This window comes from Halomonas pelophila, assembly GCF_040196315.1.
Taxonomy (GTDB): Bacteria; Pseudomonadota; Gammaproteobacteria; order Pseudomonadales; family Halomonadaceae; genus Halomonas; species Halomonas pelophila.
This window is the reverse complement of record NZ_JBEGCI010000008.1, coordinates 52572-74932: the sequence shown is the minus strand read 5'-3', so window position 1 is coordinate 74932 and position 22361 is coordinate 52572. Positions and strand designations below refer to the sequence as shown.

Genomic DNA, 22361 nt, shown 5'->3' with positions numbered 1-22361 from the left:
AGCCATGGACTTTACCTTTACCGACGACCAGCTGGCGTTTCGCGAGGCCATCAGCCGCTTCCTGATGGTCGAGGCGGCGCCCGAGGTGCTGCGCGAGATCTGGGAGACCGACAGCGGCCGCTCCCCGGACCTGCGCCAGCAGATGGCCGAGCAGGGCATGACGGCGCTCTCGGTGCCCGAGGACGCCGGCGGCATGGGCCTGGATGACGTGGCCTGGTCGCTGATGACCCAGGAGCTCGGCTACTACGCCATCCCCGACTCGCTCGCCGACACCGCCTACGTGGCCTGCGGGCTGCTCGCCGGCCTGCCCGAGGGCACCCCCGATCGCCGCCAGTGGCTGGAGGGCATCGGCGAGGGCAGCCTGCGCATCGCCGTGGGCCACCCGGTCAATCCGCTGGTCGCCGATGCCCACCTGGCCGACCTGCTGCTGCTGCCCCATGGCGATCAGGTGCACGCGGTGCCGCGCTCGCTGGTCGACGTCGAGGTCAACACCAGCATCGACGCCTCGCGCCGGCTGATGCGGGTGATGTGGGAGCCCACCAGCGCCACCCGGATTGCCGACGGCGAGCTCGGCGCGCGGCTATGGGGCGAGACGCTGGAGCGCGGCGCGCTCTCGGTGGCCGGCCAGCTGGTGGGCCTGGCCCAGCGCATGCTGGACCTCTCGGTGGACTACGCGGCCCAGCGCAAGCAGTTCGGCCGGCCGATCGGCAGCTTCCAGGCGGTCAAGCACCACCTGGCCGATGTGGCGAGCAAGATCGAGTTCGCCAAGCCGCTGCTCTACCGGGCGGCGGACTCCCTCGCCCAGGGCGACCCGCTGGCCAGCGTGCACGTCGCCCAGGCCAAGCTCGCCGGCGGCGAGGCCGCCTGGCTGGCGGCCCGTCACGGCGTCCAGGTGCACGGGGCCATGGGCTACACCTGGGAGGTCGACCTGCAGATGTTCATGAAGCGCGCCTGGGCGCTGGACGCCGCCTGGGGCGATCGCGGCTTCCACAAGGCGCGCGTCGCCGATCACGTGCTGGCCGAGGGCGCCGCGCTCGGGCCCGGCCACACCTTCCGGGGGGCATGACCATGGCCGAAGCCTATCTGATCGATGCCCTGCGCACGCCCACCGGGCGGCGCAAGGGCGGACTCGCCGAGGTGCACGCCATCGACCTGGGCGCCCACGTGCTCGAGGCGCTGGTGGCACGCAACGCCGTGCCCGCCGAGGCCTATGACGATGTGATCTTCGGTTGCGTCGACACCATCGGCTCCCAGGCCGGCGACATCGCCCGCACCAGCTGGCTGGCGGCCGGCCTGCCGCTGAACGTGCCGGGCACCACCGTGGATCGCCAGTGCGGTTCCTCTCAGCAGGCGCTGCACTTCGCCGCCCAGGCGGTGATGAGCGGCACCCAGGACGTGGTGGCCGTCGGCGGCGTGCAGACCATGACCCGGATCCCGATCTCCTCGGCGATGCTCGCCGGCCAGCCGCTGGGCTTCCCCGATCCGTTCTCGGGCAGCCTCGGCTGGCAGGCGCGCTTCGGCGATGCGCCGGTCAACCAGTTCTACGCCGCCCAGCGCATCGCCGATCACTGGGGCATCAGCCGCGGCGCCATGGAGGCCTACGCCCTGGAGAGCCACCGCCGCGCGCTGACGGCCATCGAGGCCGGGCACTTCGCCCGCGAGATCGTGCCGCTGGCCGGGGTGGAGCACGACGAGACCCCGCGCCACACCACGCTTGCCAAGATGGCCGAGCTCGAGCCGGTGGATCCGGCCTACCCGTCGATCACCGCGGCCGTGGCGAGCCAGACCGCGGATGCCGCGGCGGCGATGCTGGTGGTCTCCGCGGCGGCCGTGGAGCGCTACGGCCTGACGCCCCGGGCGCGCATCCATCATCTCAGCGTGCTCGGCGACGACCCGATCTGGCACCTGCGCGCGCCGATCCCGGCCACCGAGGCGGCGCTGCAGAAGGCTGGCATGACGCTTGCCGACATCGACCGCGTCGAGATCAACGAGGCCTTCGCCTCGGTGGTGATGGCCTGGCTTGCCGAGACCGGCTATCCCGCGGAGCGCACCAACGTCAACGGCGGCGCCATTGCCCTGGGGCATCCGCTGGGCGCCACCGGCGCGAGGCTGATGACCGGGCTGCTCCACGAACTCGAGCGCAGCGGCGGCCGCTTCGGCCTGCAGACCATGTGCGAGGGTGGCGGCCAGGCCAACGTGACCATCATCGAACGACTGGATTGAGAACGCCCTTCATCGAGGGACAGAGGGGATGGACTCTCCGGCGGCAAGACTGCGCGAGGGCGCTGTGACCCCCTCCCTGGGCGCTACTTTTGTCCTCCATGGCAAAAGACCCTCGCTTCGCCTTGCCCCTGGCGTCCTTCATCCCGGAAAGCGCAGGACTACATCGCAAGGGGAACCGCATGGGCATCTGTGACAACCGTACGATCATCATCACCGGCGCGGGCGCCGGCCTGGGCCGCGGCTACGCCCTGGCCTTCGCCGCCGAGGGCGCCAGGGTCGTCGTCAACGACATCCGCCGCGAGGCCGCCGAGGCAGTCTGCGCCGAGATCGAGGCGGCCGGCGGCCAGGCGCTCGCCAACGACGACGACATCACCTCCGTGACCGGCGCCGAGCGCATCGTCGCCGGTGCCCTGGAGGTGTTCGGCGCGGTGCACGGCGTGGTCAATAACGCCGGCGTCTGCCGCGACAAGATGTTCGCCACCATGACCGAGGAGGACTGGGACCAGGTCATGCAGGTGCACCTGCGCGGCCACTTCTGCCTCGCCAACGTGCTGACTCGCCACTGGCGCAAGCGTCACAAGGCCGGCGAGGCGGTCGACGCGCGCATCATCAACACCAGCTCCGGCGCCGGGCTGCAGGGCTCCATCGGCCAGTCCAACTACTCCACGGCCAAGGCCGGCATCCTCGGCCTGACCCTGGTACAGGCCGCCGAGCTCGGCCGCTACGGCATCACCGCCAACGCCATCGCCCCCCAGGCGCGCACCGGCATGACCGAGGGCGTGTTCGACGAGATGATGAAGCCACCGGCCGACGGCGGCTTCGACAGCTGGGATCCGGCCAACGTTGCCCCGTTGGTGGTGTGGCTGGGAAGTGGCGCCTCGGGCCACGTCAGCGGCCGGGTCTTCGAGGCCAAGGGCGGCTGGATCTCGGTGGCCGACGGCTGGCGGACGGGCCCGGAACGGGACAAGCAGGCGCGCTGGCAGCCAGCGGAGCTCGGCGAGGTGGTCGACGGCCTGCTGGGCGAGGCCGTGCCGTCGCAGAAGGTCTACGGCACCTGAGCCGGCGCGGCCGATCCCGGCCTGCCGACGTTCGACGCGACCCAAGGAGGCAGCGATGGAGCTTGCCCTGAACGAGGAGCAGCGGATGATCCGTGACGCCGCCCTGGAGGTGCTGGCGGCGCTCAGTGACTCCGCGGCGGTGCGTCGCGCCATGGAGAACGACGGCGGCTTCGATGGCGCGCTCTGGGCGCGGCTCGGTGCCGAGCTCGGCTGGTGTGGCATCGGGCTGCCCGAGGCCGAGGGCGGCCTGGGGCTGGGGCGCCTGGAGCAGGCGCTGCTGCTCGAGGCGCTGGGCGAGCACCTGGCCTGCGTGCCGCTCTTCGCAACTGCCGTGCTGGCCGGCGAGGCGCTGGTGCAGGCCGCCGACCCGGCGGCGCGCCGTGAGTGGCTGCCGGCGCTGGCCGCCGGCGAGCAGCGCGCCACCCTAGCCTGGGCAGGCCTTCAGCAGCCCGGCGCCGCCACCGGCGTGGAGGCTCGCCGGGACGGCGCGTCGCTCTCGCTGACTGGCCGGGTCGACTACGTGCTCGACGGCGCCGGCGCCGACTGGCTGCTGGTACCGGCGCGGATCGACGGCGACCTGGCGCTCTGCCGGGTCGCCGCCGACGCGCCCGGGGTGTCTCGCCAGGCCCTGACCACCCTGGACCCGACCCGCACGGTGGCATCCCTTGCCCTCGAGGCCGCTCCGGCGGAGTGCCTCGGCGAGGGCGCGGGGGTGGCCGAAGGCCTCGCGCGCGCCCGCGACCTGGCCCGTCTGGCGCTGGCCGCCGAGCAGCTCGGTGTGGCCCAGCGCTGCCTGGAGCTCAGCGTCGCCTACACCGGCGAGCGGTTACAGTTCGGCCGCCCCATCGCCGCCTTCCAGGCCATCAAGCACCGTTGCGCGGAGATGATGGTGCGCGTGGAGGAGGCGCGCTCGGCGGTTTATGGCGCCGCGGCGACGATCACCGAGGAGCCCGCGGCGGCGCCGCGCGAGGCGGCCATGGCCAAGAGCGTGGCCGACGAGGCGGCCTTCTTCTGTGCCCAGGAGGCGATCCAGCTCCACGGCGGGGTCGGCTTCACCTGGGAGTACGATCCGCACCTCTACTTCAAGCGCGCCCAGGCCAACGGCGCCTGGCTGGGACGCTGCGATGCGCTGCTGGCCGAGCTCGCCGATACGCTGCTCGGCCCCGCCGAGGGAGAGCCGCCATGTCGCTGAGCGTCGAGAGTACTGACACCACCACTGACGCCGAGCAGGCCTTTCGCCGCGAGGTCGCCGACTGGCTGGCGGCCAACCTGACGGGCGAGTTCGCCGTGCTGCGCCACCGCGGCGGGCCCGGCGACGAGGAGGCCTATCCCGCCCTGCGCAAGGCCTGGGAGCGCCACCTGGCGGCGGCCGGCTGGAGCTGCGTGGGCTGGCCCGTCGAGCACGGCGGGCGCGGGCTCGACGTCGCCCGACAGGTGATCTTCCACGAGGAGTATGCCCGGGCCGGCGGGCCGGGGCGGATGGGTCACATCGGCGTGGGTCTGCTCGGCCCGACGTTGATCGCCCACGGTACCGACGAGCAGCGGCGCCGCTTCCTGCCCGGCATACGCGAGGGGCGCGAGTTCTGGGCCCAGGGCTACTCCGAGCCGGGCGCCGGGTCGGACCTGGCCGCCCTGCGCACCCGGGCCGAGCTCGACTCGGCGCGGGGCGAGTGGCGCCTCAGCGGCCAGAAGGTCTGGACCTCGCTGGCCCATGAGGCGCAGTGGATCTTCGTGCTGGCGCGCTGCGAGCCCGGCTCGACCGGGCGCGAGGGGCTGTGCTTCCTGCTGGTGCCCCTCGACCAGCCCGGCGTGACGATTCGCCCGATCCGCCAGATCTCCGGGGGCTGCGAGTTCAACGAGGTGTTCTTCGACGATGCCCGCACCGCGGCCGAGCACATCGTCGGCGCGCCGGGTGAGGGCTGGCGTATCGCCATGGCCCTGCTCGGCTTCGAGCGTGGCCTCTCGACCTTGGGCCAGCAGATGCACTTCACCCAGGAGGTCGAGCTGATCTGCCGGGTCGCCCGCGATAACGGCGCCGCCCGCTCGCCCGCGCTGCGCGAGCGCCTCGCCCGCGCCTGGGCGGGGCTTCGGGTGATGCGCTACAACGCCCTGCGCATGCTGGCCGGCGGCGAGCAGGGCGGGCTCTCCCGGGAGGCGCTGATCTACAAGTACTACTGGTCCAACTGGCACCGCGACCTCGGCAAGCTCGCCATGGACGTGCTGGGCCACACCGGCAACCTGGTCGACGAGCAGGATGAGGCGCACCGGCGCCTGCAGCAGCTGTTCCTGTTCACCCGCGCCGACACCATCTACGCCGGCAGCAACGAGATCCAGCTCAACATCATCGCCGAGCGCGGACTCGGCATGCCGCGTGAGCCGCGGGGTCAGGCGTAGCGCTCCTGTCGGCACCCATCGTGGCCGGTGCGACCGGCGAGCACGTCCGTTTTGACGATGCCGGCAGGGGCCGCCGCCCCCTATAACGGAGGGCGAGACCCTGACCCGATCCTGAACAGAGGTGCAACGCCGTGACCCAAGTGCCCCCCTACGTGCCCGGACACGAGCTGCTGTCCGGAAAGACCGTGCTGATAACCGCCGCCGCTGGCGCCGGCATCGGCTTCGCCGCCGCCCGCCGCGCCGCGGAGGAGGGCTGCCGGGCCCTGATGATCTCCGATATCCATCCGCGCCGCCTGGAGGAGGCGGTCGCCGCGCTCAAGCAGCAGACCGGCCTCGAGGCGGTCTACGGCCAGCTGTGCAACGTCACCGTCGAGGACGAGGTGCAGGCGCTGATCGCCGCCGCCGAGGAGCGGCTCTGCGGCGTCGACGTGCTGATCAACAACGCGGGCCTCGGCGGCCAGGCCGCGGTGGTCGAGATGGGCGACGACGAGTGGCAGCGGGTCTTGGACATCACCCTGACCGGCACCTTCCGCATGACCCGGGCGATGCTGCCGGCGATGCAGGCCCGCGGCCGTGGGGTGATCGTCAACAACGCCTCGGTGCTCGGCTGGCGGGCCCAGAAAGAGCAGGCCCACTACGCCGCGGCCAAGGCCGGCGTGATGGCGCTGACCCGCTGCAGCGCCCTGGAGGCCGCCGACCACGGCGTGCGCATCAACGCCGTGGCGCCCTCCATCGCCCTGCACGACTTTCTCAAGAAGGCCTCCAGCGCGGAGCTGCTCGAGGAGCTGGCCTCCCGCGAGGCCTTCGGCCGCGCCGCCGAGGTCTGGGAGGTGGCCAACGTGATGATGTTTTTGGCCAGCGACTACTCGTCCTACATGACCGGCGAAGTGCTCTCGGTCAGCTCCCAGCGTGCCTGAAGGAGGCCTCATGACCACACGTTTCGAGACCCCGGCGGCGCTGCTTGCCGCCCAGGGCCAGTCGCTGGGCGTCACCGACTGGCTGACGATCACCCAGGAGCGGGTCGACCTGTTCGCCGAGGCCACCGGCGATCACCAGTGGATCCACGTCGACCCCGAGCGCGCCAAGGATGGCCCCTTCGGCGGCTGCATCGCCCACGGCTACCTGACGCTGTCGCTGGTCAACCTGTTTCTGCCGCAGCTGATCGAGGTGGTCAACCTCGCCATGGGCGTCAACGTCGGCTGCGACCGTATCCGCTTTCCCGCGCCGGTGCCGGTGGGCGCCCGGATCCGCGGGCGAGGCGAGATACTCGAGGTGGCCCCGATCAAGGGCAGCTTACAGACCATCGTGCGCGTCACGGTGGAGATCGAGGGCAGCGACCGGCCGGGCTGCGTGGCCGACACCATCAGCCGCTACACCTTCGATACCCGCGTGGCGGAGCCCAGCCAGTAAGCGATTTTTCCCAACGTCCAGCAGGGTGGGCGCCGGGGGCAAGACACAGCGAGGGTCTTTTGACCAGGGGCGAGGCGGAAAGAGAAGAACATCCAATGGATGTTCTTCCCGCCGAGCGGGTTGGCCATGGATGGCCAACCCAGGCCCTGCAAGCGGCGCAGGATGCGAGAGCGCCGCAGGGCAAAAGTAGCGCCCAGGGAGGGGGTCACAGCGCCCTCGCGCCGCCTTGTCGACGGAGACGCCCGCCCGATTGACACCAGGATTTCAGGAGTTCTTCGATGAAAGAAGCAGTGATTGTCTCCACGGCGCGGACCGCGCTGACCAAGTCATTCCGCGGCGCCTTCAACGACACCGAGGCCCCGGTGCTCGGCGGCCACGTGGTGCGTGCCGTACTCGAGCGGGCCGGGGTCGAGGGGAGTGCGGTAGAGGACGTGATCATGGGCGCGGCGGTGCAGCAGGGCACCCAGGCCTACAACATCGGCCGGCTGTGCGCCTACACCGCCGGCCTGCCGGAGAGCGTGCCCGGCATGGCGCTGGATCGCATGTGCGCCTCGGGGCTGATGACCATCGGCGTGGCCGCGCGCAGCATCATGACCGGCGAGATGACCACCGTCGTGGCCGGCGGCGTGGAGTCGCTCTCGCTGACCCAGACCAAGCACAAGAACACCTATCGCGCCCAGTCCGAGGCGGTCAAGGCGGCGGTGCCCGCGGCCTATATCCCGATGATCGAGACCGCCGAGCTCGTCGCCAAGCGCTACGGCATCAGCCGCGAGGCCCAGGATCGCTACGCCCTGCAGAGCCAGCAGCGTACCGCCGCGGCCCAGCAGGCCGGGCGTTTCGACGACGAGATCGTACCGCTCACCGCCCGGCAGCTACTGTTCGATGAGCAGCGCCAGCCGGCGGGCCACCGCGAGGTCACTGCCACCCGCGACGAGTGCAATCGCCCCGAGACCAGCGAAGAGAGCCTGGCGGCCCTCAAGCCGGTGTGGAAGGACGGCCAGTGGGTCGCCCAGGGCGAGCACGTCACCGCCGGCAACGCCTCCCAGCTCTCCGACGGCGCCGCGGCCTGCCTGGTGATGGAGCGCGGCGAGGCCGAGCGCCGCGGCCTGGCGCCGCTGGGCATCTACAAGGGCATCGCGGTGGCCGGCTGCGCTCCCGAGGAGATGGGCATCGGCCCGGTGCACGCCATTCCCAAGCTGCTCGAGCGCTTCGGCCTGGCCGCCTCGGACATCGGCCTGTGGGAGATCAACGAGGCCTTCGCCAGCCAGGTGCTGCACTGCCGCGACGTGCTGGGTATCCCCGACGAGCGGCTGAACGTCAACGGCGGCGCCATCGCCATCGGCCACCCCTTTGGCATGTCCGGCACGCGCATGGTCGGCCACGCCCTGCTCGAGGGGAAACGCCGCGGCGTGCGCTACGTGGTGGTCTCGATGTGCATCGGCGGCGGCATGGGCGCGGCGGGGCTGTTCGAGGTGGTCTGAATCGCGGTACTACCCGCCCTTACGCAAAGGCCCCCATCCTCGGATGGGGGCCTTTTTTCGCCTGGCGTTGAGTGTTTCCGTTCGTTTCGGCCCAGCCCTGTCCCGTGAGGCTCAGCTGGGTTGGGCGCTGGCCTCGCCGATGGCCTTGGCGGCGGAAAAGCGAATCAGCGGCAGCAGCAGGATGACCGCGACCAGCGGTACGGCGAAGCCGAGGAAGGCGGCGTCGTAGCTGCCGGTGAGGTCGTGGAGGTAGCCGGCCAGGGGCGGCGCCACCAGGGTGAACAGCATCAGTACCGGGTTCATCAGCCCCATCACCCGGCCATAGTCGAGCAGGCCGAACACCTTGGCCAGCAGCGCGCCCCACACCGGGATCATGCCGCCGCCGCCCAGGCCGACCAGCAGGCTGCCTACCACCATCATCGCGTAGGGCGGATCGTTCAGCAGGCACAGCAGCCCCACGGCGATCAGGCTCATCAGCATGGCCAGCGCGGCGCGCAGATCGAGATGATCGGCGAGGGCGCCGAAGATCAGCGTGCCGGGCACCGCCAGGACGGCGACCAGCGCGATCAGCAGGGCGGCCCGGTCCTTCTCGATGCCGTGGTCCACGGCGAAGGGCACCAGGTTGCTGGCGGTGGCGGTGAACACCGCGAACAGCACGCCCACCGACAGGGCGATCAGCCAGAAGTTACGGTTGCCGAGCACCGCCTGGGTCGAATCGAAGACCGGGCCGATCACCGGCCTGTCGGGGTCGACGGCGGCGCGCTTGCGGGCGTGGTGGTCCGAGGTCAGCAGCAGCACCACCGGCAGGCCCACGGCGACGATGATCAGGGCGAGCAGGCGGAAGGCCGTGCGCCACTCGTAGGTCTCGACCATCAGCTGGATCAACGGCGGGAAGCAGAAGCCCCCGAAGGAGGTGCCCATGCCGGCGATGCCGAGCGCCAGGCCGCGTCGCTGGCTGAACCAGCGCGACAGCAGGGTGGAGGCGAACAGCGGCCCGAGAGTGGCGTAGCCGAACGACATCAGCAGCGCGTAGATCACCGGCACCTGCCACATCTCGCCGACCCACGAGAGCAGCAGGTAGCCCGCGGCGATGGCCACCACGCCGATGGCCATCAGGCGGCGCAGGGAGCTGTGATCGATGCGCGCCCCCAGCCAGGGGGAGTAGAGGCCGGCGCACAGCGTCATCGCCGCCATGCCCAGCATCAGCAGCATGCGGCTCGGCTGGAAGGCCTCGGCGAGGGGGACGGCGACGACGCCGTAGGCATAGACCAGCGAGCCGATGCCGATGGCCTGGATCCAGAAGGCGACGAAGACCTGGCACCAGGCGGATGCATTGGATTTCATGGGCATTGCCTCATCTTGTTGTTGGATCGCGTTGAGGGATCGTGACCGCGGCGAGCCAGGCTGCAGCGGCCCCATGATCGCATGCTCGAACGCTGCGGGAAGGCAGGCATCGTCCGTTCGGACCAGCGCCCGACACCTAGTCCCCATGGACGACGCGGGGCATGCTGGGCCGACGCATGATTCGCCATGAACAGACGTGTCATTACCACCCCATAAGGATGACGTTATGCCGACCACCGTCGTGACAGGCAGCGCCTCGGGTATCGGGCGCTCGGTGTATGAACTGCTGAAGGAGCGTGGCCATCGGGTCATCGGCGTGGACTTGAAGGACGCCGAGATCGCCGCCGATCTCTCGACCGTGGAGGGCCGCGAGGCGGCGATCCGCGAGATCCGCGCGCTGACCGGCGGCACGCTGGACGGCCTGGTGTGCTGTGCCGGGCTGGGCGTGACGGCCCCCGACAGCGGCCTGATCCTGCGCGTCAACCACTTCGCCGTGACGGCGCTGCTCGATGCGCTCTTCGATGACCTCAAGCGCGGCCACTCCCCCGCGGCCCTGGTGATCGGCTCGGTGGCGGCCAGCCAGCTGGTCGGCCAGGAGGTGCCGCTGGTCGAGACGCTGCTCGCCGGCGACGAGGAGGCCGCCGTCGCCCAGATCCGCGACCTGGACAAGCCCCAGCTCGCCTATGCGGCCTCCAAGTACGCCGTCACGCGCTTCGCGCGCCGCCGCGCGGTGGCGTGGGGCCCAAGCGGCGTGCGCCTGAACGTCGTGGCGCCGGGCGCGGTGGAGACGCCGCTGCACAAGGCCTCGAGCGAAGACCCGCGCTTCGGCGAGGCGGTGAAGAACTTCGTCGCGCCGCTGGGCCGCGCCGCCCAGCCGTCTGAGGTCGCCGAGCTGGTCGGCTTCCTGCAGTCCGACGCGGCCAGCTTCATCCACGGAACCGTGCTCTACGCCGATGGCGGCATGGACGCCATGATGAAGGAAGCGACCTTCTGATCGGCCCTGTTCATCGCGTCATCGCGGCCGGTCGACTCCGGGCGCGCTTCGCTCCGTCCTTGTCGAGGCAGTGCAATGGCCAGGAAGACCAAAGCCAAAGCCGCGGAAACCCGCGAGGCGTTGCTCGATGCGGCGGAGGAGGTGTTCTTCGAGCACGGGGTGCAGCAGGCGTCGCTCGAGCGGGTGGCCTGTCAGGCGGGCATGACCAGGGGCGCCGTCTACTGGCACTTTCGCAACAAGTCCGACCTTTTTCGCGCCGTGCTGGAGCGCGCCCGGGTGCCCGTGCACGAACTGATCGCCTCCAGTGAACGCGATGATCACGGCGAGGACCCCATCGCACGTCTCAAGGCCCTGTTCGAACAGGGGCTCGAGCGGCTCGACACCCCGCGCCATCACCGCGTCCACGCGACGCTGGTCTATCGCTGCGAGGCCCGGCAGGACCTCGACCCCGCGGGCATCCACGACGAGATGGCAGGGGAGTTCCACGCTGCCCTGCTGGCCTTCTTCGTCCGGGTCGAGCGGCGCGGGGGGCTGCGTCCGGACGTCTCGGCCGAGGATGTCACGCGGATCGTCTTCTCGACGGTGAGCGGTATCTATCACAACTGGTTGAACAGGAGCGGCACCTTCTCGCTGCGCCGGGACGGCATGCAGACACTGTCGACGCTGCTGGACCTGGTGGCGGCACAGGGGCCCGACACGACCGGCCTCGGCCTGGCGGGCGAGGGACGCATCTCGATAGCAACATAGGACAAACACGATGAAAGTCTTAGCAACGGTCAAGCGCGTCGTCGATTACAACGTCAAGATCCGGGTCAAGCCGGACAACTCCGACGTCGATCTCACCAACGTCAAGATGGCCATGAACCCCTTCTGCGAGATTGCCGTGGAAGAGGCCGTGCGCCTGAAGGAGAAAGGCGTGGCGACTGAGGTCGTCGTGGCCACCGTCGGTCCCAAGGCCGCCCAGGAGCAGCTGCGCACCGCGCTGGCGCTGGGCGCCGATCGCGCCATCCATGTCGATACGTCGGCCGAGACCGACCCCCGCGTCGAGTCGCTGGGCGCGGCCAAGGCGCTGGCCAAGATCGTCGAGGAAGAGCAGCCAGGACTCGTCATCCTCGGCAAGCAGGCCATCGACACCGACAACAACCAGACCGGCCAGATGCTGGCGGCGCTCAGCGGCCTGCCCCAGGGCACCTTCGCCTCCGAGGTGGTCATCGAGGACGACAAGGCGCAGGTGACCCGTGAGGTCGACGGTGGCCTGCAGACCGTGTCGCTGACCCTGCCGGCCATCGTCACTACCGACCTGCGCCTCAACGAGCCGCGCTACGCCAAGCTGCCCGACATCATGAAGGCCAAGAAGAAGCCGATGGACGTCAAGACGCCGGCGGATCTCGGCATCGAGGTGGCCTCGAAGGTCACGCTGGTCAAGGTCGAGCCGCCGGCCGAGCGCCAGGGTGGCGTCAAGGTGAGCTCCGTGGACGAGCTGGTCGACAAGCTCAAGAACGAAGCCAAGGTTCTTTGAATACAGTTTCTTGAAAACAGTTCTTTGAAAGGAGCGCATCCCATGAGCATTCTGGTCCTGGCCGAACATCACGGCGGCGCCCTGGCCGGCGCCACCGCCCACGTGGTCGCCGCGGCACAGCAGATCGCCGACGCGGGCGGCGGCGACATCGACGTGCTGGTGGCCGGCGAGAACGTCGGTGCCATCGCCGAGGCGGCCGCCAAGCTCGACGGCGTCAGCCGCGTGCGCGTGGCCGATCACGCCGCCTACGCCCACCAGCTCGCCGAGCCCCTGGGCGCGCTGCTGGCGGAACTGGCCGACGACTACAGCCACCTGCTGGCGGTGGGCTCCACCACCGGCAAGAACGTGTTGCCGCGCGTCGCCGCGCTGAAGGACGTGGCGCAGCTCTCCGAGATCATCGCGGTGGAGAGCGCCGACACCTTCAAGCGGCCGATCTACGCTGGCAACGCCACCGCCACCGTGCAGAGCGACGACGCCCTGAAGGTGATCACCGTGCGCGCCACCGCCTTCGACGCGGTCGCCTCACTTGAAGAGCAGGGCGGTAGCGCCGCCATCGAGGCGGTGGACCCGTCCTTCACAAGGGCGGCCGACAACGCCCAGTCCACCTTCGTCGGGGAGGAGCTGGCGCAGAGCGACCGGCCGGAGCTGGGTGCCGCCAAGGTGGTCATCTCCGGCGGGCGCGGCATGGGCAACGGCGAGAACTTCACGCTGCTCGACGGCATCGCCGACAAGCTCGGCGCGGCCATCGGCGCATCAAGAGCCGCGGTCGACGCCGGCTTCGTGCCCAACGACATGCAGGTCGGCCAGACCGGCAAGATCGTCGCCCCGGAGCTCTATATCGCCGTGGGCATCAGCGGCGCCATCCAGCACCTGGCCGGCATGAAGGACTCCAAGGTGATCGTCGCCATCAACAAGGACGAGGAGGCGCCGATCTTCCAGGTCGCGGACTATGGTTTGGTGGGCGATCTGTTCGACGTGTTGCCGGAGTTCGAGCAGAAGTTATAGAGCTAGATCGGATTCTTCCAGGTCGCCCTCTCGACGGTCTCTGGCCTGGTGGGCGACCCGTTCGAGGTCGTGCCCGAGCGCGAAGGCAAACTTCAAGACAAGTTCCAAGACACGATCTAAGAGAAGTTCCGAGTCATCCCGCCCCCGGTCGCGCTCGCTCCGTGACGCCCGGGTGGCGGATGGCCGCCAGCGATGATCGCCGTGGTGAGAGCGTTTACCGCTCGATACGTCCGTTAATGCTTACCCCGATTCTTCCCCTCACACTCTTCGCCATTCATGGTAGGTTCGGCGTATCAATATGCCGTTAATGCCCCACCGTGAGCCCCTCCATGCAGCCACCCGTTCCCGAGAATGACACCGACCGCCTGGCCGCCCTGGCGGCGCTGGACGTGCTGGATTCAGCGCCCGATGCGGGCTTCGATCAGCTGGTCGAGCTGGCGCAGGAGCTCTTCGAGGTCCCCATCGCGCTGGTCTCGCTGGTGGCCGAGGATAGACAGTGGTTCAAGGCCTGTGTCGGCCTGGAGGTCCGTGAAACGTCGCGGGAGGTCTCCTTCTGTGGCCATGCGGTCGCCGACCAGCAGCCGCTGGTGGTGCCGGATGCCTGCGAGGATGTTCGCTTCCAGGACAATCCCCTGGTCACCGGCGAGCCTGGCATCCGCTTCTATGCGGGGCATCCGCTGTTTCCCGATGGGGAGCATGCCGTGGGGACCCTCTGCCTGATCGATACTCGCCCGCGGAAGTTTTCCGCGCGCGAGCGGCGGCTACTGGGACGGTTGGCCAGCCAGGTCGAAGCGCTGCTGAGAAAGCATCAGCTGCGGGTGAAGCAGGAGGCTCAGCAGCGCGAGCTGGTGACGCTGAACCTGCGCCTCTCCGAGGCCGGCGATCGGCTGGCCAAGGAGCGGCAGCTGCTGCGCGCCGTTCTGGACGGCAGCCGCGATCCCATTTACGCCCGCAGCCGCAGCGGGCGCTACCTGGCGGCCAATACCGCGTGCCTGTTGCTGCTGGAGGGCACCTCCGACACGGCGGTGGGCGAGGGGGCGCCGCGGTTGCCCGCCGAGGTTCAGGCCCGCCTGGACGCGGCGGAGGCCGAGGTGATCGCCAGCGGGGCGCCGCAGCAGGTGTCGCTGCCGCCTCTACAGGGTCGCCATCATGACCTGCAGCTCGGCCCGTTGAGTGACGAGGACGGCAATATCGGGGGCGTGGTGGGCGTGGCGCGGGACACCACCGAGGCGGTGCGCCAGGCGCGCCTGATCCGCGTGTTGCACCGCGGAATCACCGACTACCAGGCGCTGATGTCGGGGCACCAGCTGTGGGACTTCCTGATGGAGGCGCTTCGCGAGCTCACCGACAGCGAGTACGCGCTGATCGGTGAGGTGATCGAGGACGCGGGCCGGCCGGCGCTGAAGATCCACGCCATCACCGACCTCTCCTGGAACGAGGAGTCGCGCCAGCTGATGGAGCGGCTGCGCAGCGGCGACATGACGCTCTCGAACCCCGATTCGCTGCTGGGGCGGGTGTTTGCCCACGGCGAGGTGGTGATGACCGACAACCTCGACGAGCACCCGCATCGCAGCGGCTTTCCCCCGGGGCATCCGCCGCTGCACAACTACCTGGGGGTGCCGATCTTCGATGGCCAGCGCTCGATCGGGATGTTCGCCATCGCCAATGGTCGCCGTCGCTATGATCAGGCCCTGCTGGACTGGCTGGAGCCCTTCACGGCGACCTGCGCGCTGCTGATCAACCTCTATCGGCAGATGGCGGAGCGCGAAGGTTATATCGAGGCCCTCTCCGAGGCACGGGACAGCGCCGATCACGCCAATCGCGCCAAGAGCGAGTTCCTCTCCTCGATGAGCCATGAGCTGCGCACCCCCTTGAACGCGATCCTCGGCTTTGCCCAGCTGCTGGCCGGTGGCAAGCGCCACCCGCTGGAGGCTCGCCAGCAGCGCCAGGTCGCCCAGATCGCGCGCAGCGGGCAGCATCTGCTGGAGCTGATCAACCAGATCCTGGATCTGGCGCGGGTCGAGGCCGGTCAGCTGAACCTCTCCATGGAGGCGATCTCGCTGGCTGAGGTGGCAGACGATGCCGCCCACGCCCTGGAGGCGATGGCCCAGGCCCATGACATCTCGATCCATCAGCAGATCGGCGGCCCGCTGCCGGCGGTCCATGCCGACTACACGCGACTCAAGCAGGTGCTGCTGAACCTGCTCAGCAACGCCATCAAGTACAACCGCCCGGGCGGCTGGGTTTGCCTGGAGGCCACCCTGGAGGAGGATTGTCTTCGCTTCACTGTGCGCGACAACGGCCAGGGGGTCCGCGATGAGGATCTGGCGCTGCTCTTTCAGCCCTTCCAGCGGCTGGGAGCGGAGCGTCGGGGGATCGAGGGCACCGGCATCGGCCTTGCCATCACGCGGCAGCTGCTCGAGGCGATGCGCGCCACGATCGAGGTCGAAAGCGTCGAGGGACAGGGCAGTGCCTTCCACTGCCGTCTTGCGCTGGCCGAGACGGGTCAGCCCGCCTTGAGCCGGGCCGGGGAGGCCAGTGCCGGCGCACCGGAGGAGGTCACGGCACGCATCGTCTACATCGAGGACAACCCCGCCAACCAGCGCCTGATGGAGGATATCTTCGCGGACTGGCCGAGCTGCGAGCTGCGGATCTATCCCAGCGCCGAGCTCGCCCTGGCACAGATCGAGGCCGAGCCGCCGGATCTGGTGCTGATGGACCTCAATCTGTCGGGCATGAGCGGCTACGCCGCCCTGGAGCGACTGCGACGGCTGCCGCTTACGCGGGGGCTGCCGGTGATCGCGCTCTCCGCTAACGCCATGCCGGCCGACATCAAGCGCGGCCTGGCGGCGGGGTTCGACGACTACCTGACCAAGCCCCTCGATTTCGCATCGTTCTTCGCCACCCTCACTCGCCACCTGTCGTCGCTGGAAGGAAACCCGGATGCCTTCTGATCCCACCCTGTACCAGAAGCGGCTGCTGGTCGTGGATGATCATGCCGTCAACGTCGAGCTGCTCCAGGACCTGCTGGAGGATCATGGCTATCAGCAGGTCGCCGGCCTCACCGATCCACGCGAGGTGCTCGCGCACTGTCAGGCGCAGGCGCCGGATCTGCTGCTGCTGGATATCCGCATGCCCCACATGGATGGCTACGCGGTGCTCGAGGCGTTGCAGCAGGCCTTCGCCGTGGAGGCGCCGCCGACCATCGTGCTGACCGCCCAGGTCGATGACGACACCCGCCGGCGGGCGCTGGCCATGGGCGTGCGCGACTTCCTGACCAAGCCGTTCGACCACGAGGAGGTGCTGGCGCGCATTCACAACGCCCTGCGCGACCAGAGCCGCTATCAGTGGCGGCGTGATCAGGCCGCTACGCTGGAGCGCCTGGTGGCCCAGCGCACCCGGGAGCTGGAGCGGCTCTCATGCACCGATCCGGTGACCAACCTGCCGAACCGTCGCGGGCTCACGGCGACCCTCGGCGAGTGGCAGCGAGACGGCATGGAGGCAGGCGTGCTGTTCATCGTGCTGGAAGGGATCGACGCCATCATGCGCTATCAGGGGCACCGGGTGACCGAGGCCTTCCTGCACGAGCTGGCCCATCGCCTGAAGGACGCCCTGCCCGAGCAGGGCGTGGTCGGGGTCTGGGGCAGTCATGAGCTGTTGCTGATTCAGCCCCGCGCCTCGACCGCCGAACTCGAGCAGCTGGCGGTCCGCGTGCTCGGGGAGCTGAAACGGCCCCTGGCCACGAGCGGCGTGCGGCTGCGGGTCGACGGCCGGATCGGCGTCGCCGGTGGAGTCGGCCTGGAGCCGGAACGGCTGGTACACATGGCGGCGCTGGCGGTGCCCCATGCGCGCGAGGTAGGCGCCATTCAGGCCTACAGCCCGGCGCTGGAAGCCGGTGAACAGCGACGCATGCAGCTGCGCCAGGCGTTGCCGCAGGCCTTCGCGCGCGGCGAGACCTCGCTTCACTACCAGTCCAAGGTGGCGCTCGCTGCGGGGCACATCTGTGGCGCCGAGGTGCTGGTGCGCTGGTCGCACCCTACGTTGGGAATGGTCTCGCCGGCCGAGTTCATCCCGATGGCCGAGGCGAGTGGCGATATCCTGGCGCTGGGGGCCTGGGTGCTGGAATCCGCCCTCGCCACGCTGAGCCACTGGCGGCGGGCGGGTCGGGTCGATGAGGCGTTCAGCCTCGCCGTGAACGTCTCCGCCCACCAGCTCTGTCAGCCGGGCTTCGTCGCCGAGGTGCAAGAGGCTCTGGCGCGATACGACGTGCCCCCCGCGGCGCTCGAGGTGGAGGTCACCGAGTCCGCCGTGATGACCGACCTGGAGGTCGCCACCCTGCAGCTCCAGCAGCTGGCCGACCTGGGGGTCAGCATCGCCATCGACGATTTTGGTACCGGTCACTCGTCACTGGCGTACCTGCGGCGGATGCCGGTCGAAACCATCAAGATCGATCGCAGCTTCCTGACGCACCTGCTGGAAGATGCCGAGAGCCATCGGCTGGTCGAGTCGATCGTCGCCATGGCCCATGGGCTGGGCTGCCGGGTGGTCGCCGAGGGTATCGAGGCACCGGCCCAGGCCGTCAGCCTGGCGGCCATGGGCTGCGAGATGGGCCAGGGCTTCTGGTTCGCACGCCCGCAGCCCGCCGAGTCGTTCCTGCCCGTGCTCGAAGCATACCGCTGAGGGGAGGGGCCGTCAGAGTTCCCGGATGGCCTCCGAGACGCTCTGTGCGCCGGTGAGTATTTCCCGGATGACGTCCTGGGTGGTGTGGATCCGCTGCTGGTTGACCTGGCTGTGCTCGACGACGTCGAGGATCTTGCGATTGGCCAGGCCGATGCGCTCGTTGTTGTCGTTCAGCACGCGGGTGATCTGCTCGGCGGCCTGGGTCGAGCCCTGGGAGAGCTCGCGCACCTCCTTGGCCACGACGGCAAACCCGCGACCGTGCTCGCCCGCCCTGGCGGCCTCGACGGCCGCGTTGAGCGCCAGCAGGTTGGTCTGCTGGGCGATCCGTGAGATCGCATCGGTGATGCCGTTGATAGTGCGGACCTGCTCCTGCAGCGCCGAGATGATCTCCTGTGCCGCCTGGATCTCCTCGCCGGCCCGCTGTGTCGAGTCGACCGCCTCCTCGAGCTGGGTCAGGCCGTCGGCCGCAATGGTCTCGGTCTGCTGGGCGCTCACCCGGGCAGACTCCACGGTGCGCCGCGCCGCGGCCTCCGACTCGATAGCGGGGGTGATGTCCGTGGCGAACTTGACGATGCGCGTGACCCGACCGTCGCCGTCGGTCACCGGGTTGTAGGTCGCCTCGAGCCACACGGACCTGCCGTCGGCGGCGAAGCGCTCGTATCGCCCCTGCTTGAAGACATTGTCGGCAAGCTGGGCCCAGAAGTCGGGGTGCTCGGCGTAGAAGGCCTCGCTGCAGAACATTCGGTGGTGCCGACCCGCGATGTCCCCGTGGCGATAGCCCATGGTGGCGAGGAAGTTGTCGTTGGCCCGCAGGATCTCGCCATCCGGCGTGAATTCGATCACGGCCATGGACGCATTCAGGGCGCCGAGCACCGCCTGCTGGTCGTCGGCGGTGTGGCGCTGCCGGGTCACGTCGCTGGCGATCTTGATGATGTAGGCGACGCGCCCGCGGGCGCCCTTCACCGGCACGTAGGTGGCCTCGAGCCAGAGGGGCGCGCCGTGGGCGTCGAGGCGCTGGAAGGTGCCTTCCTGACTCTTGCCGCTGGCAAGCTCTTCCCAGAACCTTCGATAGGCCGGGTTGTCCTGGACCTCCTGAGGGCAGAAGAGGCGATGATGCTTCCCCTTCACCTGGTCGAGGCGATAGCCGACCGCCGCGAGGAAAGGGGCGCTCGCCTCCAGGATCACGCCGTCGGGCGAGAAGACGATACTGGGCGTATGAGCGGTCAGGGCCCGGTACAGCGGGGTTCTTCGTATTGTCGTCAGCATTCAGGGCCAGTCTGTTCGGTTTGTCGGATAGCGCCGCGTCCAGGTGTTATCGGCCATGGAGGGAAATGCTTGAGCGAAATGACAGTGGGGCCGGACCGACGTACGTGGCCGTGACTCGGGACCGAAGAGCGGTGTCATGCTGCCGAGGCATAAAGAATCAGGAAACTCTAAATCTTTTAGAGGACTGGAGAGACGGCGATACTTGCTGCAGGAGCGCGAGAAGGCGAGCCCGGTTTCTGGTGGCGTGATGCCGGGTCTCGGTCGGCATCGCGGCGAGGGCGGCGGTAGCAGTGGCGGGGATGGCGACAGAGCGGTGTCTAGAGCCCTGCATCGTTCATCGCGGGGCTAACGGTCACCGGTGCTCACCGTGCTCAGGGGGTGAGCCGCCAGTAAAACATCCCGGCTTTCTTTCGAAGAATCGTGGCGGAGACATGGCTATCGCAGGGCCTTTCCGCCAGTCCGACACACACATGCAGCGGCAGCAGGTGCTCCTCCCGGGGGTGGCAGAACCGGGCATGGGGGGCCTGCTCCCAGTGTGTCAGTCGCTCGGCTCGTTCCGCCTCCTCGATCTCCCCACTGGCGCAAGTCTCCTCGAGCCAGTCTTCGAAGGCCTGGTTGCGGGCCCGAATGGCCGGGGTGTCGGGCGTGTAGAAGGCGCCCATGTTATGGAAGGAAAACCCGGACCCGATCACCAGCAGGTCGTCGATGTCCAGCGCCTGCAACGCACGCCCGATGGCCAGATGCGTCGAGGCATCCAGGCTGTTCACCAGCGACAGCTGCACGCAGGGGATGTCGGCCTCGGGGTACATCAGCTTGAGCGGCACGAACAGCCCGTGATCGAAGCCCCGCTGATCATCGAGTCGCGCAGGTATCCCGGCCTGCTCCAGCGCCTGGTGGACCTGCCGCGCCAGTGCCGGCTCACCCGGGCAGGGATACGCAATCTCGTAGGCCTCGGGCGGGAAGCCGGCGTAATCGTAGATCAGCGGCGGCCTGGCCCCCGAGGTGATCGTCGGCAGCGCTTCCTCCCAGTGGGCGCTGATGACCAGGATGGCGGCGGGTTTGCGCAGCCGGCCAGCGAGCTCCGTGAGCCGCTCCACCATCTCGAGGTGGTCCGGATCTCCCAGCAGCGGCATCGGGCCGCCGCCATGGGCGATGAAGAGAACATCGGTCGTGGTGCTCATGACTGTCGCTTCTCCCATCTCGTAATGTGTTCGTGAACCGTTCGGATTTCATCAGATCTCGCCGGGCCAGCGCGGCTCCTCTGCTCATCCTGCACCGGCTGACAGTTCTCCTGCCAGACTCCGTTTACCAGCATGATCCTGTTCTCCTGTGGCGAGGGGCCTCCCCAAATATGAGGAGGGCCGGTCAGGCGATGAGGGTCGCGCGGCATCTGGACGATCACTCTCCGGCGACGGCGGGTTGCCGGGCTCGGGTATCCGCGAAGCGCTCCAGCAGCAGGTTATCCAGCGCGAACCGTCCCGCCCCCTGAACGGTCAGGGCCAAGGTGACGGCGAACAGGGTCAAGGCATACTCGTAGCCGTTGTTGGCCATGAACAGGCCGTTGCCGATATGCACGGTGAAGATCGCCACCAGCATCGTGAAGGCCGACACCAGCGCCGCCGGACGGGTCAGCAGGCCCAGCACCAGCGCCAACCCGCCGAAGAACTCGGCGCTACCGGCCATTAACGCCATCAGGGTGCCCGGCTCCAGGCCGATACTCGCCATCCACTGGCCGGTGCCTTCTAGCCCATAGCCACCGAACCAGCCGAAGAGTTTCTGCGCGCCGTGGGCGGCCAGGGTCAGGCCGACCGGCACCCGCAGAACCATGGCGGCAACACCGCCGCGGGAGTGGAACAGGGCCTTGGCGAATTGCGTATTCATGAGAGTCACCTCGATGCTTTCGTTGTGGGTGGGTGATCGAGGCCGTCGCCCCGGTCGATGCAGCCACTCTACTCACATCCGATTGAAAGACTAAGGCGACAATTATTGCTTGTTCATCAACATAGCGTTGATAATCGGGATAAGCACAACGTCAGGAAGAGCCGATGGACCGTATCGATGCCATGCGGGCCTTCGTCACGGTGGTGACGGAAGGCAGCTTTACGCGTGCTGCCGAGCGGTTGGAGACCTCTCCACAGCTCGTCAGCAAATATGTCTCCCAGCTCGAGCAGCATCTGGGCGTGCGCCTGCTCAACCGCACCACCCGCAAGGTCCACCTGACCGAAGCGGGGGCACGCTATCACCAGCGCGCCCTGCAGGTGCTCAACGACATCGATGACATGGAGCACCAGCTCGGTGACCTGCACACCCAGGCCAAGGGGCGGCTGCGGATCAGTGCGCCGGTGTCCTTCGCCATTCGCCACCTGGCACCACTGCTGAGCGACTTTCAGCGTGCCCATCCCGCCGTCGACATCGACCTGCAGCTGAATGACCGCAAGGTCGATATCGTCGAGGAGGGCTTCGATATCGCACTACGAATCGGTCACCTGAAGAGCTCCTCGCTGATCGCCAGGCGCATCGCGCCGGTCCGCCTGCTGATGTGTGCGTCGCCGGCCTACCTCAAGCAGCATGGCACCCCTCGGCGCCTGGAAGATCTCGAAGCGCATCGCTATCTGCGCTATAGCTATATGGAACTGGCGGCCGGCGAGACGATATCCAGATGGCTGTCGAGCCGAGACCCGCATCACGGCGGTGATATGGTGAGCAACAACGGGGACGTGCTGGTCGAGGCGGCCATCGCCGGCGCCGGCATCGCCCTGCAGCCCACCTTCATTTCCGGCCCCGCGATCAAGGCAGGAACACTGAGGGTCATCCTGCCGGAGCACGCGCCCGAGCCGATGTCGCTCTATGCGGTGTACGCCCACCGTCAGCTGTTGGCGAGCAAGGTGCGCTGTTTCATCGACTTCCTGGAGGGCTATTTCGGCGAACCGCCGTTCTGGGACAGATTTGATTGACGCAAGGGAGATCGAGGGTCTTGTCGGCAAGCA

19 protein-coding genes are annotated in these 22361 nt (G+C 68.8%); 15 read left to right on the top strand and 4 right to left on the bottom strand.

Features of this window, described 5'->3' with window-relative positions:
* Window positions 1-4 precede the first annotated feature (4 nt).
* The 8 genes from ABE957_RS10495 to ABE957_RS10460 all read left to right on the top strand — a co-directional run bounded on the left by ABE957_RS10495 (window position 5) and on the right by ABE957_RS10460 (window position 8566).
* Window positions 5-1066, top strand: coding sequence for an acyl-CoA dehydrogenase family protein (locus ABE957_RS10495; protein ID WP_349758633.1), 1062 nt, complete (start codon window positions 5-7; stop codon window positions 1064-1066).
* Window positions 1067-1068: 2 nt separating this feature from the next.
* Entirely contained in the window at window positions 1069-2223 is a 1155-nt protein-coding gene (locus ABE957_RS10490) for an acetyl-CoA C-acetyltransferase (protein ID WP_349758632.1), read from the top strand.
* Between the two features lie 179 nt (window positions 2224-2402).
* Window positions 2403-3281 carry an SDR family oxidoreductase gene (locus ABE957_RS10485; protein WP_349758631.1) on the top strand — a complete coding sequence of 293 codons (879 nt, stop codon included), beginning with the start codon at window positions 2403-2405 and terminating at the stop codon, window positions 3279-3281.
* Between the two features lie 55 nt (window positions 3282-3336).
* Window positions 3337-4473 carry an acyl-CoA dehydrogenase family protein gene (locus ABE957_RS10480; protein ID WP_349758630.1) on the top strand — a complete coding sequence of 379 codons (1137 nt, stop codon included), beginning with the start codon at window positions 3337-3339 and terminating at the stop codon, window positions 4471-4473.
* The gene (locus tag ABE957_RS10475) at window positions 4464-5675 is read left to right on the top strand and encodes an acyl-CoA dehydrogenase family protein (RefSeq protein ID WP_349758629.1); all 1212 of its coding nucleotides are present in this window, start codon (window positions 4464-4466) and stop codon (window positions 5673-5675) included. The genes ABE957_RS10480 and ABE957_RS10475 overlap by 10 nt, the downstream gene beginning before the upstream one ends.
* Window positions 5676-5806: 131 nt before the next feature.
* Entirely contained in the window at window positions 5807-6592 is a 786-nt protein-coding gene (locus ABE957_RS10470; protein WP_349758628.1) for an SDR family oxidoreductase, read from the top strand.
* A 10-nt stretch (window positions 6593-6602) separates the two neighbouring features.
* The gene (locus tag ABE957_RS10465; protein ID WP_349758627.1) at window positions 6603-7085 is read left to right on the top strand and encodes a MaoC family dehydratase; all 483 of its coding nucleotides are present in this window, start codon (window positions 6603-6605) and stop codon (window positions 7083-7085) included.
* 278 nt (window positions 7086-7363) lie between these two features.
* Complete coding sequence (locus tag ABE957_RS10460; protein ID WP_349758626.1) at window positions 7364-8566, top strand: acetyl-CoA C-acyltransferase; 1203 nt, start codon at window positions 7364-7366, stop codon at window positions 8564-8566.
* Window positions 8567-8677: 111 nt separating this feature from the next.
* Here the strand turns inward: ABE957_RS10460 and ABE957_RS10455 are convergent, their stop codons facing one another.
* Window positions 8678-9910, bottom strand: a complete 1233-nt coding sequence (locus tag ABE957_RS10455) for an MFS transporter (protein ID WP_349758625.1) — start codon at window positions 9908-9910, stop codon at window positions 8678-8680.
* Between the two features lie 226 nt (window positions 9911-10136).
* On the opposite strand from ABE957_RS10455, the gene ABE957_RS10450 reads away from it, so the two are divergent.
* From ABE957_RS10450 to ABE957_RS10425, 6 genes are all read left to right on the top strand, one after another.
* Complete coding sequence (locus ABE957_RS10450; RefSeq protein WP_349758623.1) at window positions 10137-10904, top strand: SDR family oxidoreductase; 768 nt, start codon at window positions 10137-10139, stop codon at window positions 10902-10904.
* Between the two features lie 75 nt (window positions 10905-10979).
* A complete protein-coding gene (locus tag ABE957_RS10445; RefSeq protein ID WP_349758622.1) occupies window positions 10980-11651 on the top strand; it encodes a TetR family transcriptional regulator in 672 nt (223 codons plus the stop codon).
* A gap of 10 nt (window positions 11652-11661) precedes the next feature.
* Complete coding sequence (locus ABE957_RS10440; protein ID WP_349758621.1) at window positions 11662-12423, top strand: electron transfer flavoprotein subunit beta/FixA family protein; 762 nt, start codon at window positions 11662-11664, stop codon at window positions 12421-12423.
* Between the two features lie 42 nt (window positions 12424-12465).
* Window positions 12466-13428: an electron transfer flavoprotein subunit alpha/FixB family protein gene (locus ABE957_RS10435; protein WP_349758620.1), complete on the top strand. Its 963-nt coding sequence runs from the start codon at window positions 12466-12468 to the stop codon at window positions 13426-13428.
* Between the two features lie 329 nt (window positions 13429-13757).
* Window positions 13758-16382 (top strand): GAF domain-containing protein, encoded by a 2625-nt coding sequence (locus tag ABE957_RS10430; RefSeq protein ID WP_349758618.1) that lies wholly within the window; start codon window positions 13758-13760, stop codon window positions 16380-16382.
* Entirely contained in the window at window positions 16372-18108 is a 1737-nt protein-coding gene (locus tag ABE957_RS10425; protein ID WP_349758617.1) for a putative bifunctional diguanylate cyclase/phosphodiesterase, read from the top strand. Before ABE957_RS10430 ends, ABE957_RS10425 begins: the two co-directional genes overlap by 11 nt.
* Window positions 18109-18120: 12 nt before the next feature.
* On the opposite strand, the gene ABE957_RS10420 is transcribed toward ABE957_RS10425, so the two are convergent.
* The 3 genes from ABE957_RS10420 to ABE957_RS10410 all read right to left on the bottom strand — a co-directional run bounded on the left by ABE957_RS10420 (window position 18121) and on the right by ABE957_RS10410 (window position 21255).
* Window positions 18121-19374, bottom strand: coding sequence for a methyl-accepting chemotaxis protein (locus tag ABE957_RS10420; protein ID WP_349758616.1), 1254 nt, complete (start codon window positions 19372-19374; stop codon window positions 18121-18123).
* 371 nt (window positions 19375-19745) lie between these two features.
* Entirely contained in the window at window positions 19746-20555 is an 810-nt protein-coding gene (locus tag ABE957_RS10415) for a DODA-type extradiol aromatic ring-opening family dioxygenase (protein ID WP_349758615.1), read from the bottom strand.
* A 217-nt stretch (window positions 20556-20772) separates the two neighbouring features.
* Window positions 20773-21255, bottom strand: coding sequence for a DoxX family protein (locus ABE957_RS10410; RefSeq protein WP_349758614.1), 483 nt, complete (start codon window positions 21253-21255; stop codon window positions 20773-20775).
* 164 nt (window positions 21256-21419) lie between these two features.
* On the opposite strand from ABE957_RS10410, the gene ABE957_RS10405 reads away from it, so the two are divergent.
* A complete protein-coding gene (locus tag ABE957_RS10405) occupies window positions 21420-22328 on the top strand; it encodes a LysR family transcriptional regulator (protein WP_349758613.1) in 909 nt (302 codons plus the stop codon).
* Window positions 22329-22361: the final 33 nt, after the last annotated feature.

What these genes read in the sequence shown, in the direction of transcription:
- ABE957_RS10495 (WP_349758633.1), top strand. Translation starts at nt 5, where the DNA reads ATGGACTTTACCTTTACCGACGACCAGCTGGCGTTTCGCGAGGCCATC.
- ABE957_RS10490 (WP_349758632.1), top strand. Translation starts at nt 1,069, where the DNA reads ATGGCCGAAGCCTATCTGATCGATGCCCTGCGCACGCCCACCGGGCGG.
- ABE957_RS10485 (WP_349758631.1), top strand. Translation starts at nt 2,403, where the DNA reads ATGGGCATCTGTGACAACCGTACGATCATCATCACCGGCGCGGGCGCC.
- ABE957_RS10480 (WP_349758630.1), top strand. Translation starts at nt 3,337, where the DNA reads ATGGAGCTTGCCCTGAACGAGGAGCAGCGGATGATCCGTGACGCCGCC.
- ABE957_RS10475 (WP_349758629.1), top strand. Translation starts at nt 4,464, where the DNA reads ATGTCGCTGAGCGTCGAGAGTACTGACACCACCACTGACGCCGAGCAG.
- ABE957_RS10465 (WP_349758627.1), top strand. Translation starts at nt 6,603, where the DNA reads ATGACCACACGTTTCGAGACCCCGGCGGCGCTGCTTGCCGCCCAGGGC.
- ABE957_RS10460 (WP_349758626.1), top strand. Translation starts at nt 7,364, where the DNA reads ATGAAAGAAGCAGTGATTGTCTCCACGGCGCGGACCGCGCTGACCAAG.
- ABE957_RS10455 (WP_349758625.1), bottom strand. Translation starts at nt 9,910, where the DNA reads ATGAAATCCAATGCATCCGCCTGGTGCCAGGTCTTCGTCGCCTTCTGG.
- ABE957_RS10450 (WP_349758623.1), top strand. Translation starts at nt 10,137, where the DNA reads ATGCCGACCACCGTCGTGACAGGCAGCGCCTCGGGTATCGGGCGCTCG.
- ABE957_RS10445 (WP_349758622.1), top strand. Translation starts at nt 10,980, where the DNA reads ATGGCCAGGAAGACCAAAGCCAAAGCCGCGGAAACCCGCGAGGCGTTG.
- ABE957_RS10440 (WP_349758621.1), top strand. Translation starts at nt 11,662, where the DNA reads ATGAAAGTCTTAGCAACGGTCAAGCGCGTCGTCGATTACAACGTCAAG.
- ABE957_RS10435 (WP_349758620.1), top strand. Translation starts at nt 12,466, where the DNA reads ATGAGCATTCTGGTCCTGGCCGAACATCACGGCGGCGCCCTGGCCGGC.
- ABE957_RS10430 (WP_349758618.1), top strand. Translation starts at nt 13,758, where the DNA reads ATGCAGCCACCCGTTCCCGAGAATGACACCGACCGCCTGGCCGCCCTG.
- ABE957_RS10425 (WP_349758617.1), top strand. Translation starts at nt 16,372, where the DNA reads ATGCCTTCTGATCCCACCCTGTACCAGAAGCGGCTGCTGGTCGTGGAT.
- ABE957_RS10420 (WP_349758616.1), bottom strand. Translation starts at nt 19,374, where the DNA reads ATGCTGACGACAATACGAAGAACCCCGCTGTACCGGGCCCTGACCGCT.
- ABE957_RS10415 (WP_349758615.1), bottom strand. Translation starts at nt 20,555, where the DNA reads ATGAGCACCACGACCGATGTTCTCTTCATCGCCCATGGCGGCGGCCCG.
- ABE957_RS10410 (WP_349758614.1), bottom strand. Translation starts at nt 21,255, where the DNA reads ATGAATACGCAATTCGCCAAGGCCCTGTTCCACTCCCGCGGCGGTGTT.
- ABE957_RS10405 (WP_349758613.1), top strand. Translation starts at nt 21,420, where the DNA reads ATGGACCGTATCGATGCCATGCGGGCCTTCGTCACGGTGGTGACGGAA.